Annotated in this window: 9 protein-coding genes; 1 reads left to right on the forward strand and 8 read right to left on the reverse strand. The window is 55.0% G+C overall.

The window, feature by feature from the left end; genetic code table 11:
- Positions 1–118: 118 nt before the first annotated feature.
- The 8 genes from ACJJIQ_RS20250 to glmU all read right to left on the reverse strand — a co-directional run bounded on the left by ACJJIQ_RS20250 (position 119) and on the right by glmU (position 9,759).
- Complete coding sequence (locus ACJJIQ_RS20250; protein WP_445362865.1) at positions 119–1,135, reverse strand: zinc-binding alcohol dehydrogenase family protein; 1,017 nt, start codon at positions 1,133–1,135, stop codon at positions 119–121.
- Positions 1,136–1,292: 157 nt separating this feature from the next.
- Positions 1,293–2,171: an alpha/beta fold hydrolase gene (locus tag ACJJIQ_RS20255; RefSeq protein ID WP_444940375.1), complete on the reverse strand. Its 879-nt coding sequence runs from the start codon at positions 2,169–2,171 to the stop codon at positions 1,293–1,295.
- A gap of 24 nt (positions 2,172–2,195) precedes the next feature.
- Positions 2,196–4,025: a glutamine--fructose-6-phosphate transaminase (isomerizing) gene (glmS, locus tag ACJJIQ_RS20260; RefSeq protein ID WP_445362866.1), complete on the reverse strand. Its 1,830-nt coding sequence runs from the start codon at positions 4,023–4,025 to the stop codon at positions 2,196–2,198.
- Positions 4,026–4,027: 2 nt separating this feature from the next.
- Positions 4,028–4,852 (reverse strand): DeoR/GlpR family DNA-binding transcription regulator, encoded by an 825-nt coding sequence (locus tag ACJJIQ_RS20265; RefSeq protein WP_445362867.1) that lies wholly within the window; start codon positions 4,850–4,852, stop codon positions 4,028–4,030.
- Positions 4,853–4,971: 119 nt separating this feature from the next.
- Entirely contained in the window at positions 4,972–6,189 is a 1,218-nt protein-coding gene (locus tag ACJJIQ_RS20270; protein ID WP_445362868.1) for a dihydrolipoamide acetyltransferase family protein, read from the reverse strand.
- The gene (locus tag ACJJIQ_RS20275) at positions 6,186–7,181 is read right to left on the reverse strand and encodes an alpha-ketoacid dehydrogenase subunit beta (protein WP_413663857.1); all 996 of its coding nucleotides are present in this window, start codon (positions 7,179–7,181) and stop codon (positions 6,186–6,188) included. The genes ACJJIQ_RS20270 and ACJJIQ_RS20275 overlap by 4 nt, the downstream gene beginning before the upstream one ends.
- Positions 7,181–8,272, reverse strand: coding sequence for a pyruvate dehydrogenase (acetyl-transferring) E1 component subunit alpha (pdhA, locus tag ACJJIQ_RS20280; RefSeq protein WP_444906817.1), 1,092 nt, complete (start codon positions 8,270–8,272; stop codon positions 7,181–7,183). The genes ACJJIQ_RS20275 and pdhA overlap by 1 nt, the downstream gene beginning before the upstream one ends.
- Positions 8,273–8,397: 125 nt before the next feature.
- Positions 8,398–9,759 (reverse strand): bifunctional UDP-N-acetylglucosamine diphosphorylase/glucosamine-1-phosphate N-acetyltransferase GlmU, encoded by a 1,362-nt coding sequence (gene glmU, locus ACJJIQ_RS20285; RefSeq protein WP_445362869.1) that lies wholly within the window; start codon positions 9,757–9,759, stop codon positions 8,398–8,400.
- 226 nt (positions 9,760–9,985) lie between these two features.
- On the opposite strand from glmU, the gene ACJJIQ_RS20290 reads away from it, so the two are divergent.
- The gene (locus tag ACJJIQ_RS20290; RefSeq protein WP_445362870.1) at positions 9,986–13,339 is read left to right on the forward strand and encodes an amidohydrolase family protein; all 3,354 of its coding nucleotides are present in this window, start codon (positions 9,986–9,988) and stop codon (positions 13,337–13,339) included.
- Positions 13,340–13,409 lie beyond the last annotated feature (70 nt).

Below are 13,409 nucleotides of genomic sequence, written 5' to 3' on the forward strand. Positions count from 1 at the left end.
TAAAAAATAAGTATCTTGCACTTATTTTCTTTTATCGAATAATTAGGACTGCTTACTAAAAGTAAATTCCCACCCAGATGTCATAGATATGAGTCTGAGTAGGAGAGAGTTTACTCTATCAAAAACCTTCCAGGACTATCTTTCCTTTTGCAGCCTGGGATTCGATAAGCTGATGCGCTTTTAAAAGATTATTTGCGTTTATTTTCCCAAAATTCTGCCCCATAGTGGTTTTAATTAATCCCTGGTCAATTAATTCCGCAAGTTCATTCAACAGAACATGCTGGGCAACCATATCCTCGGTAGAAAACAGCGCGCGAGTAAACATAAACTCCCAGTGCAGAGACACACTCTTCTGCTTCAGTGCCATAACATCCAAGGAGGCGGGGTCGTCAATCAAACCAAACTTCCCTTGAGGTCTGATACTTTTGATAATTTCCGCCAAGTGCTCTTCGGTATTAGTGAGGCTAACGATATAGTCGACGCCATCGATGCCCTCGCGGCTTAACTGCTCGCTAAGAGACTCACGATGATTGATCACATGGTGGCTTCCAAGCTCTTCAAGCCAGCTTTTGGTTTCGGGGCGGGAGGCAGTGCCTATCACAGTCAAATTGGTCAGACGACGGGCCAACTGGACCATAATCGAACCCACGCCACCAGCGGCACCAATGATCAGCAATGACTTGTTGTTTGCCCCTTTACCCACCGCAACTTGCAGGCGGTCGAATAGCATTTCCCAGGCGGTAATCGCAGTGAGAGGCAGCGCCGCTGCCTCGGCACAGCCAACCGTCTTGGGGGCAGTACCAACGATTCTCTCATCCACCAGCTGGTACTGGGCATTGCTGCCCGAACGGGAGATATCGCCCGCATACCAAACCCGATCGCCAACCTTAAAGAGTCCCGCTTCCGGGCCTACCGCTTTCACTATGCCCACAGCATCCCAGCCAAGTACCTTCCACTGACCGGTATCCGGGCTGGCCCGCTGCCTCACCTTAGTATCTACCGGGTTAACTGAAACGGCCTGTACTTCTACCAGCAGATCCCGGCCGGAGACTTGCGGTATGGGGAGGATTATATCCTGTAGCGCTTCTTTTTCACTGCTTGGCATAGACTGTTGATAACCGACGGCCTTCATCATCAGTTTTATCCTTTTCCAAATGGGGTAACTAGTGTGAAGGTATCTTAAAAAGGAATATCCACAGGAAAAACTGCCTTCTCGCAGAAGCTGTTTCAATTATTTTTTTAAATTCCAGTAACTATGGATAACTCTATCCACAGTTATCCACAAAGCTGAACTAGGGCACGGGGAAATGGCTATCTGTGGAAAACTTGAGAAGAAATTTACTCACCAAGGCATTAAATCTTTGCGCTGCTTCCAGAAACAGGAAATGGCTTCCTCCTTCCGCCACATCAAAGATCTCAAGCCTGGAACCCGCAACTTGCTGGTGAATCCACTGCTGGCACTCTATTGGGTGTGGACTGGCACGACCGAAAGCCACTAGCGTCGGCTTATCAATCCTGGGGATAAAATCCCGCCAGTCCTTTGTTACGTTATCCACAAAAAGCTTTGCAGCCCAGCGACGGGGACACTGCAGGTTAACCGCAACCAGCTCATCCCGTTGGGTTTTCCCCATTAAAGGCGTGACCATAGACATAAGAATTTGGCGGGTGGCCTCAGCACCTTTTTTTCCAACCAAGTTATCCACAAACTGGAAGAGGCTCTCCGGGGTCAGTATGCCTCCAGCTGCCAATCGCTCCGCTTCACTCCAGGCGGGATCTGCCAATAGACAGGGGGGTTCATCGATTAGCACTAGTGCACTGACCCTATCCCCACCAAACATTTCCAGGTAGCTCCATATCACCGAGCAGCCGGCGGAGTGGCCGAGTAAATGAAGGGGTTCCTGTTGCAGACTTGAGATCAGCTCTTGCAAGTCCTTGGCGAGGCGGGAAATTCGATAGCCATGATTGGGCTTGTCAGACTGACCATGACCACGCATATCCAGCGCGATCACACGAAACTGATCGCTGAGCCCAGCGAGCTGATGTTTATACAACACCGCCCCCTGGGACCAGCCGTGTAGCATCAATAATATGGGGCCGCTGCCGGCCTCTAGATAGCGCAGGGTGACGCTATCAGAGGTAGTAAATTCACACAGCTTTACTCGCTTGTGCATAAACCTTTTGCGGCAGGTGAACAGTTATTCAACCGTGACTGATTTAGCCAGGTTTCTGGGTTGATCCACATCAGTACCTTTCAGCAACGCCACATGGTAACTCAATAGCTGCAGCGGCACGGTGTAGAGAATCGGCGCCAGACTCTCTGGGGAATCTGGAACTTCCACCACGGTAATACCTTCTTCACTGGTAAATCCGGCCTTGGGGCTGGCGAAAACAAACAGTTGCCCACCCCGTGCACGCACTTCCTGCAAATTGGATTTGAGTTTTTCCAGCAGCTCATCATTGGGGGCAACGACAACCACGGGCATATCGCCGTCCACCAGTGCCAGGGGGCCGTGCTTCAATTCACCGGCAGGATAGGCCTCTGCGTGGATATAGGAAATTTCCTTCAGTTTTAGAGCGCCTTCCAGAGCAATGGGGAATTCGACACCACGCCCCAAGAAAAGCGCGTGGTTCTTCTCTGCAAAGGCCTTGCTGGTGTTTTTAACCACCTTATCCAGACCGGTAAAACTCTCCATTAGCTCAGGTAACTGGTGCAGGGCGCTGACCAGTTCAGCTTCACGCTCCGCCGACAGGCCGTTGACCTTGGCGAGGGCGATACAGAATAGTTGTAATGCTACCAATTGGGTCGTAAAGGCCTTGGTTGAGGCCACACCAATCTCGGGGCCAGCCTCAGTCATTAGCGATAGCTCAGATTCTCGCACCAATGAGCTATTGGGCACATTGCAGATGGTCATGGAGGCCAGATAGCCCAGGTCCTTGCCCTGGCGCAGGGCGGCGAGGGTATCGGCCGTTTCCCCGGATTGGGAAATACTCACAAACAGGGTTCCCGGGCGCACCACTTTCTTGCGATAGCGCAGTTCACTGGCCACCTCCACCGAGCAGGGAATACCGGCCCAGTCCTCCAGCCAATAGCGGGCTACCATACCCGCATGGTAACTGGTGCCACAGGCCACTATCTGTACCTGCTCCACCTTGGGCAAAATCTCCTGGGCGCGGGTACCAAGGGCCTGGGCCAACACTGAGTGCTCACCGATACGGCCCGCCAGAGTGGCTGCGACCACCCGGGGCTGCTCGAAAATCTCTTTCTGCATAAAGTGGCGATAGCGCCCTTTATCGGTAGCTTCATGACCGCCGGTCAACTTGTGCACCGGGCGACTGACTTCCTCTCCCAACTTGTCTCGAACTGCGATGCCACCGCGACGCACTTCCGCCACATCGCCCTCTTCGAGGAATATAAAGCGATCAGTCACCTGTCGCAGGGCCATGGGATCAGATGCAATAAAGTTCTCTTCAATGCCCACCCCAAGGACCAGAGGACTACCAGAGCGGGCACAGGCCAAAACTTCTGGCTCTTCATGACTAACCACCGCGAGGGCGTAGGCACCTTCCAGTATATGCGTGGCTTCAGTCACAGAGTCGACCAGACTGCGGCCCCCGGCACTTAATGAGTGAATAAGGTGAACCACAACTTCAGTATCGGTTTCAGACTCAAACTCATAGCCTTTTCCCTGAAGCTCTGAACGCAATTCCTGATGGTTTTCGATAATGCCGTTGTGAACCAGAGCGATATGGCCTGACAGATGGGGATGGGCATTTTCATCGGAGGGAACACCGTGGGTAGCCCAACGGGTATGGGCAATGCCAATATGGCCCTCAGCGCTTTCCTCACTTAATTTGGCTTCCAAATCTGCGACCTTGCCCAGGCTTTTGCGCAATTGCAGCTGGCCATCTCCACTGCTTAAGCAGACTCCGGCTGAGTCGTAACCGCGATACTCCAAGCGGCGCAGCCCTTCTAGAAGAATCCCCGTCACATTGCGCTGCGCCAGCGCACCCACGATTCCGCACATAATTATTTCCTCATTAACCCGGGAGTCTCGCCGCCCATTAACATTTCAGGCTGAGCGCCTCTGCTCCTGTCTTCAGCGGCACAAATGAGCTGGATACCCAGCTGCTCCAGTTTTTGGCCCACGGCGTCCGCCAGGCCATCATCAGTTACCAGGATATCGACCTGCTCCCAGGACAATTCCAGATTGGGAATCCGCTTCCCCACTTTACTGGACTCCGCCAGTACAACCACTTCCCGCGCAACTTCCGCCATTACGCGGGAGAGGCCAATTTGTTCATTAAATGTACAGGTACCGCGTTGCAAATCGATTCCATCGGCACCAATAAAAGCGCGATCGAAGTCGTATCCCCTCAGTACCTGTTCTGCAACCTGCCCCTGGAAGGCCTCAAAGTGTGGGTCCCAGGTGCCTCCGGTCATCAACAGCGTCGGTTCGTTTTCAAGTTCGCGCAGTGCATTGGCCACATGCAGCGAGTTAGTCATCACCACTAGGCCACGCTTGCTTTCAAGCTCAGGAATCATTGCCGCCGTGGTGCGACCGTAATCGATCACGATTCGATGGTGATCCGGTATCAGCTCAGCAGCGGCTCGGCCAATGGCCCGCTTACTCCCAGAGGGCCCTTCTTCATGGACCAACTCCCTCGGCACTGGGATAGCACCACCGTGGCGACGCAGCAACAAGCCGTGATTTTCCATCGCCGTCAGATCCTTTCGAATCGTAACTTCCGAAGTTCCGAACTGCCGCGCCAATTGCTCGACACTGGTCTCTCCTACTTCATTTAGCAAGTGGAGAATGCCGTGGCGGCGCTGCTGGGTGTTTCGTTTGGACATAGGCATAGAAGTTTCGTTTCGAAACTTAAAGATAGCAAAACGAAACTAAAGTTCCCACAACTTTTATCAATAACCATTACTCAACTGATTAAATACCGGTATAGGACTCACTCAGGCTGTTAGAGGGACAAAGTTTCCAACATTGCCTGAAGGAAGCGCGCCAACTCTCCACCGGTAACGGCCCGGTGATCGGCACTGATAGAGAGAGGGAGTAGAGGGCGAAGTGCCGGCCATCGATTGACCACCACAACTCCCTGGCACACCCGCCCGGCACCGACAATGGCAACAGTGGGCGGCATGACTACCGGAGTGGCATAACGACCGGCTATGGAGCCGAAGTTGGAGAGAAGTATGCTTGCCCCCTGAAGGTCTCGCTGGGCGATCCCCGTCTCGCGGGCCTGGTGTTTAAAGTCCGCCACCTGCTGGAGCAGATCTTCATCAGTACGCTGGGCGACATCCCTGAGTACCGGCACATAGAGCCCTCGCGGAGAGTCCACTGCCAAGCCAATATTGATACTGCCCTGCGGCGCCAGCTTCTCATCCTGATACAGGGCATTGAGGGTAGGTTCCGCCTCACAAGCTTCCTGTACTGCACGAATCAATCGCAGCAGCGCCGGAGCACTACCCCACCAGTTGGAAATATCCGCATCGTCACACAGCGTTATCTGCTTTACCTCATCCCGCGCTCGGCTCATGGACAAACCCATTGCGCGACGTGCAGGCGTCATGACTTCAGACTCAGAGTCGAATTGGGGTGCAACGGCTGTAGTTTGTTCGGCAGAAGCGCGGGCAGGTGATGGATGCTGCCCCTTCGCCACAGTTTTGGCCTTTGCTCCCGGCCCCGCCGCAGTGCGTACCTGAGCTTCCGTTACCATTGCATCCGCTGGTGATATTGACTGTAAATCTACCCCCAAACGCCTGGCCAGGGCCCGTACTCTCGGGGTGGCCAGTCGCTTCAAGCCCACCTCCGGCCCCCGCTCAGCCCCCAACACACCTTGCCCTTGCTCTATTTTTCCCACCACCGTGCCGCTGTCGGCCCGAGGGCTAGTCTCTTGTTCCGATTCTTCAGCTTTAGTGAATGGGCTTTCATCTGCGACTTCTCCCTCAGCCATAAATCCCACCAGGGGATCGCCAACATTCACAGTCTCATCCACTGCTGCAAATAGCTTCTCAATAGTGCCGCCCCAAGGAGCCGGCACTTCCACCAAGGCCTTAGCGGTTTCCACTGTCACCAGAGTTTCATGGGCGGCTATGGTGTCTCCCTCTTTGACATGCCACTCCCGCACTACCGCATCGGGCAGACCTTCGCCGAGATCCGGAAGGGTAAAAGTCTTCACTGTGGCCCTCCGTTGGCGTAGTCCAGCACTTCCTGTACGGCCGACAAAATACGCGGCACTCCGGGTAGATACTCATCCTCCAGTTGATAGTAGGGCATCACCGTATCGAAACCGGTCACCCTCTGTACCGGTGCCTTTAAAAGATCGAAGGCATACTCATTAATCTGTGCGACCAACTCGGCACCCAGGCCACAGAACCTGGCCGCCTCGTGCACAACGACACAGCACCCGGTTTTCTCCAGGGAGTCTATTACCGTGTGGATATCCAGGGGTTTCAGGGTGGCCGGGTCGATAACCTCAGCCTCTACCCCTTCCTCTGCGAGCTGCTCTGCGGCTTGCAGGGTCTCTTTGAGGGAAGCGCCCCAGGCGATAAGCGTAATATCGCGGCCCTCCCGCAACACAAAGGCGCGATCCAGTGGCAGAGCCTCGCCAGTGTCGGGCACTTCCTGGCGAACGGCTCGGTAAATACGTTTGGGCTCCAGGAAAATTACCGGGTCCGGGTCTCTAATTGCCGCCAATAGTAAACCGTAAGCCCGTGCAGGAGAGGAGGGCACCACAAGGCGCAGACCTGGAATATGGGCGAACAGGGCCTCAGTGCTCTCGGAGTGATGCTCCGGTGCATGGATTCCACCTCCATAGGGGGCCCGGTAGACAATCGGACAGGAGAGGCGACCGCGAGTGCGATTGCGATAGCGCGAGGCGTGGCTGAGGATCTGATCGAGACCGGGATAGATAAAACCCATAAACTGGAATTCGGCCACCGGTCGCAGGCCCTGCACTGCCATACCGACAGCCATTCCGGCAATCATGGTCTCGGCTAAGGGGGTATCCATCACCCGGTCCCGGCCAAACCTTGCCTGCAACCCCTCGGTTGAGCGAAATACACCACCGTTCAGACCAACATCTTCACCAAATAGAACCACCATCGGGTCTGCTTGCATCTCGTAAGCCAGAGCCTGGGTGACAGCCTCGACCAAAGTTATCTCAGCCATTAGCTATCTCCCTGCAACTGTTGATACTGCTCCAGAAAAGGCTCCGGCAACTTTGCATAGAGGTGGTCGAATATTGCTGTGGCGGCATCTCTGGGGGTTTCCCGGTAGATATGGACCGCTCTCTCCAGCTTCTGTGTCAGCTCCCGTTGCATCTCTTCTTCCTGCGCATCATCCCAGGCACCGCAGTTTTCCAGGTAGGATCGCAGGCGCCGCAAAGGCTCTCGGGACCAGGCTTCACTGACATCTTTTTTGGGTTGGTACCGGCTGGCATCATCGGCGGTGGTATGGTCACACAGGCGATAGCTGATCGCTTCGATCAGAGCTGGGCCAGCACCACTGCGCGCCCGCTCCACGGCATCACCTACCGCCTCACGAACGGCAATCACATCATTGCCGTCTACCTGCAAGCCGGGTATTCCGGCGGCAATAGCCTTCTGTGCCAGGGTCTTACAGGCGGTTTGCTCATCTCGCGGTAGGGAAATGGCCCATTGATTGTTGTTGATAACGATCACCAAAGGCAGGTGCCAGTCCCCAGCCAGGTTAATCGCTTCGTAAAAGTCTCCCCGCGAAGTAGATCCATCGCCCCCAGTCGAGACAGCGACGCGCATGGGTTCACCGAAATGCTCATGTTTATATTTCAGAGCAAAGGCTACACCGGCACCGTGCAACATCTGGGTGGCTATAGGCACACTCAAGGGCAAATCTTCACGGCTATGGCGAAAGTTCTGCCCCCGTTCATCGCCCCCCCAGATTGCGTAGATCTCCTCGATAGTGACGCCTCGCTCCAGAAGAGCGCCTGTCTCTCGATAATTGGGGCAGTAGATATCCTCTTTGGCCATGGCGGCTGCGAGACCAACACCAATAGCTTCCTGGCCGAGGCTGGAGGGATAGGTGCCAAGTTGACCGGTACGCTGCATTTTTACCGCGCGATCATCCACCATACGAGCCAGCGTCATCTGGCGGTAGTAAGCAATCAGGGTATCCGGGGTGGCAAATTCCGGTAGGGCTTGGGTCGTCTGTCCCTGTTCATCCAAATATTGCAGCGAGGCAATATCAAAACTGGCAAGCAGCTGTAATCTGGGCTTGTGCATCGGGCCATTCCTTTTGTTCCCGAAGCGCAAGTTTAATGGATAGGGTGGCTATCAACAGGTGTAGAGAGGGAAGGCCCGCCGGAATTATAGTTTCCGAAGGGCAATCCAATTACGGTAAGGGTTATTTAGCTTTTCTTGGTCGGACGCTGCCAGCCGGTAATATTGCGCTGCTTGCTGCGCGCTACCGCCAACTCTTTGCTCCCCACAGCCTGAGTAATGGTGGAGCCAGCACCCACTGTGGCTCCGGCACCCACAGTTACTGGGGCTACCAGAGCCGTGTTAGAGCCAATGAAGGCTTTATCGCCGATCTCGGTCAGGGACTTGTTTACACCGTCGTAATTACAGGTAATGGTGCCAGCACCGATATTGACCGCTTCGCCCACCAGGGCATCACCGACATAAGAAAGATGATTAACCTTACTGCCCTCACCAATTTTGGCTTTTTTGGTTTCGACAAAGTTACCCACCTTGGCACCGGTGGCCAGCTCTGTGCCCGGACGCAAACGTGCAAAGGGACCGATAGTGCAAGCCTCACCAATCTCAGCGCCTTCGATAATGGAATTGGCCTCTACCTTGGTGCCATCTGCCAGGCGACAGTTTTTTAGCAGGCAATTAGGTCCAACTTGTACCCCCTTACCCAGTGAAACTGTCCCTTCGAAAATGCAATTGATATCAATAGAGACATCGGTATCGCACTCCAGGCTGCCGCGAACATCTATACGCATGGGGTCCAATAAAGTCACCCCCGCATTCATAAGACTGGTGGCATGGTTATGCTGCAAAGCGCGCTCCATCTGTGCCTGCTGCGCACGGCTATTTACTCCCGCCACTTCCAGTGGATCACTGGCAATTACGCCCGTTACAGGAATACCCTCACTGACCGAACGACCGATAATATCGGTCAGGTAGTACTCACCTTGAGCATTGTCACAGGACAACTCCGGCAACCAGCGAGCCAACAGTGCTCCAGGAGTCGCCAAAATGCCGGTATTAACCTCACGGATAGCCAGGGTATCCGCATCGGCATCCTTTTCCTCTACTATCGACTGCACACAGCCGCTGTTATCCCTCACAATGCGCCCGTAACCGGCGGGATTGGCCATTTCAACTGACAGCAGGGCAGGTCCGTGATCCGCTGCCGATAGCAGTGATTGCAAACTGCCGGCCCTGACCAGAGGCACATCGCCATAGAGCACCAAAACGGTAGCTCCCTCGCGGAAATAGGGCACGGCCTGGGCCACGGCATGCCCGGTACCCAATTGCTGTTCCTGCTCCACAAACCTGACACCACGATCAGCAAAGCGGTCACGTATCAGGTCTGCGCCATGCCCGATTACCACGGTAATCTGCACCTCTCCCAGCAACATGGCGGTATCAATTACCCGCTCAAGCATGGGAATACCGCCAATAGGATGCAGCACTTTAGGCAGGTCAGAGTGCATGCGGGTGCCTTTTCCGGCGGCCAAAATCACAACATCGATAGTCATAACGGGTCGATATTCCAATCGTCTACAAAATTTGAGTGCATTGTGGCCACTAGACCCGGTTTACTCAAGCGGACAACAGTTCGCCCCGGGGCCCTGGTATTCAACGCATTAAGATTGCTGCGCCGCTTTGATCCCGGTAATTTACCCCCTGTGAAATCAACCGGTTACTCAACCCAACAAAACAAATATAGCCGCCAAACACAGAATTGGGCGGAGGGATATTTCAATGAACACCACCAAGCAGAACAAGCCGCGCCGCCATTTGTTGGCTCTGGCTGTCCTGGCACTGACCCTGCCGATGGGGGCTGTGGCAGAAGCCGAAAGCGCTCTCGAAGCTACCAAAGAAAAGGAAGTAGAAAAGGCGGAAGCCCAACCCTGGGATATCAACAAGCCACCCTACGAATTCAAACCGATCCAGTTGGACACCCGCGAGACCACCTGGAGCAACCTGGATATCAGCCCAGATGGCAAAACCATCCTGTTCGATATGCTCGGCGATATCTACACAGTGCCGGTAGCAGGCGGCGAGGCGGTAGCCCTGACCAATGAAATCGCCTGGAATATGCAGCCGCGCTTCAGCCCGGATGGCAAGACCATAGTGTTTATCAGCGATCGTGACGGCGCCGACAACATCTGGTTGATGGATCGCAATGGCGACAACCTTCGCCAGCTCACGACAGAGAAGGAAAACTTGCTGCACTCGCCCAACTGGAGCCCCGATGGCCAGTACCTGGTAGCGCGTAAAGGCTTTATGTCTGGCCGCAGTATCCCCGCCGGTGAAATCTGGATGTACCACTACGGTGGGGGTGAAGGTCGCCAACTGAAAGAGCGTATCGGTGGCGATATCGCCCAGAAAAATATTGCCGATCCGGCCTTCTCACCAGATGGACGCTATGTCTATTACTCCATCGATACCACCCCCGGCACCGTGTGGAAGTACAACAAAAACTCCACCCAGGAAATTTTTGCCATCAACCGCTATGACCTCCAGGATGGTGAAGAGGAGACCTTTGTCTCCGGTCCCGGTGGCGCAGTGGCACCTGTACCCTCCCCAGATGGCAGTAAACTGGCCTTTATTCGCCGCCAGGACAACCAGACCTCCCTGTTCCTGAAAGATTTGGATACAGGACTGGAAACACCGGTTTACTCCGGCCTCGAACGCGACCTGCAGGAAATCTTTGGCCCCCATGGCAACTACGTTCAATACGACTGGATGCCCGATGGTGAGTCATTGGTCGTTTGGACTGGCGGTAAATTCCTGCGCATCTCCATCAACGGCGACAGCGTCGCACCGATTGCGGCCCATGTGAAAGTTGAAAAACAGGTAGCGGATGCGGTGCGCTTCCCGGTAGACGTAGCGCCGGAAACCTTTGATGTGAAGATGATTCGCTGGGCGCAGAAATCCCCCAACGGCAAGCAGGTCGCTTTCCAGGCATTGGGCAAGATTTATATTCAGGATGTCGCCAGTGGTGAGCGTCGTCGTCTGACCCGCCAGGACGACCACTTTGAGTTCTATCCCAGCTGGTCCCGCGATGGTCGCGAGATCACCTATGTCTCTTGGGACGACCAAAACCTGGGCCATGTGAGGGTAGTTTCCGCTCGCAACGGTCGCGGTAAAAACATCACCAAGCAGCCGGGCCTGTACGTTGAACCAAGCTTTTCTCCAAGTGGTGACGCAGTGGCCTACCGTCGCTTTACCGGCGGCTATCTGCTCAGCCCCGAGTACTCCCTGGAACCGGGCATTTACCTGGCAGACGCCGACGGCGACTGGCAGCGCCGGGTCGTGAAGTCTGGCTATGAGCCTCATTTCGGCGCCAGCGAAGATCGTATCTATTTCTCCGAGTACCAAAACGCTGACGGCGGCAAGCGCGTGCTGAAGAGCACCAACCTGGAAGGCAAGGATGAGCGCGAGCACCTGCACGGCGCTGAGATTACTTCCTTCCGCCTGTCTCCAGACGGCAAGTGGGTTGCCTTCACCCAGGACTTCAAAGCCTTTGTCGCGCCCTTTATGCATACTGGCAAATCCGAGGTTATCGGCCCCAATAGCAAAGCAGTCAAAGTCACCCAGGTATCCAAGCGAGCCGGTGAAAACCTGCATTGGTCTGCCGATAGCGACACTTTGGGCTGGGCACACGGCCCCAAACTGTTCGAGCGTGAACTGAAGGACGCCTTCGAATTTGTCGCCGGCGCTCCGGAGGAACTGCCAGAGCCAGTTTCTGAAGGCATCGACCTGAGCTTTGAACAGTCCTTCGACAATCGCGCAGGTCTCGTTGCCCTCACAGGCGGCAAGGTTGTCACTATGCGCGATGCGGAAAACACCCGTGAAATTATCGACAATGGTGTGGTTCTGTTCCGGGGCAACCGTATTGTCGCCGTGGGACCCGCAGCGGAAGTGGAGATTCCCACCGAAGCGAAGCGTATCGATATCACCGGCAAAACCGTTTTACCGGGGCTTATTGACGCTCATGCCCACGGTGCTCAGGGTCGCGAAGAGATTATCCCGCAGCAGAACTGGAACCTGTTCTCCAGCCTGGCATTTGGAGTGACTACTATTCACGACCCCTCCAATGACAGCAGCGAGATCTTCTCCGCCGCTGAAATGCAAAAGGCCGGCCTGATTACTGGGCCGCGTATTTTCTCCACCGGCACCATCCTCTATGGCGCCAAAGGTCCAGGCTACAAAGCCAAGATCAACTCCCTGGAGGACGCTCAGTTCCACGTGAACCGCCTCAAGGAAATGGGCGCCATCTCGGTGAAGAGCTACAACCAGCCCCGCCGCGACCAGCGCCAGCAAGTGCTGCAGGCAGCCCGCGAAGCCGGCATTATGGTAGTGCCCGAGGGCGGCGGTAAGTACCAGCACAATATGAACATGATTGTGGACGGGCACACCGGTATCGAGCACTCACTGCCGATCGCCAATGTCTACGGCGATGTGGAGCAGCTGTGGAGCCAAACCCAAGTGGGTTATACACCGACCTTCGTCGTGGCCTATGGCGGTCTCTGGGGTGAGGAGTACTGGTATGACCGCACGGAGGTATGGAAGAACGAGCGCCTGACCCGCTTTACCCCCGATTTTATCGTTAACCCCCGCTCTATCCGTCGCCCCACTGCGCCGGATGCCCACTACAACCACTTTAATGTGGCCCGTCAGGCCAAGCAGCTGCGCGACGAAGGTGTCACCGTACATATCGGCGCCCACGGCCAGCGCGAAGGGCTTGGAGCCCACTGGGAAATGTGGATGATGGAGCAGGGCGGCTTTACTCCCTGGGAAGCCTTCCGCGCCGGTACCATCGATGGTGCCCGCTACTTGGGTATGGACGGTGATATCGGCAGCATTGAGGCTGGTAAGCTGGCTGACCTGATCGTGATTGACGGCAACCCCTTGGATAACCTGCGCCTGTCAGAGAACATTACCTACACGGTAATTAATGGCCGTGTGTTTGAGGCGGAAACCATGAACGAAGTAGGGGCTGGCGAACGCTTGGCATTCTTCCACGAACGCCTGCCTATCAGCGCTATGCCCGCTCCTACGGCAGAAGCGGTACAGGAGAAGATGGAACGCCACCACTGGGTACACTAACCTCAGGCACAAACTGAGATGCAAACAAAAGGCCGGGGACAAACCTCCCCTGCCTTTTTTGTATAAAGCC

The sequence above is a fragment of the Microbulbifer maximicatervae (SeqCode) genome (genome assembly GCF_052468295.1).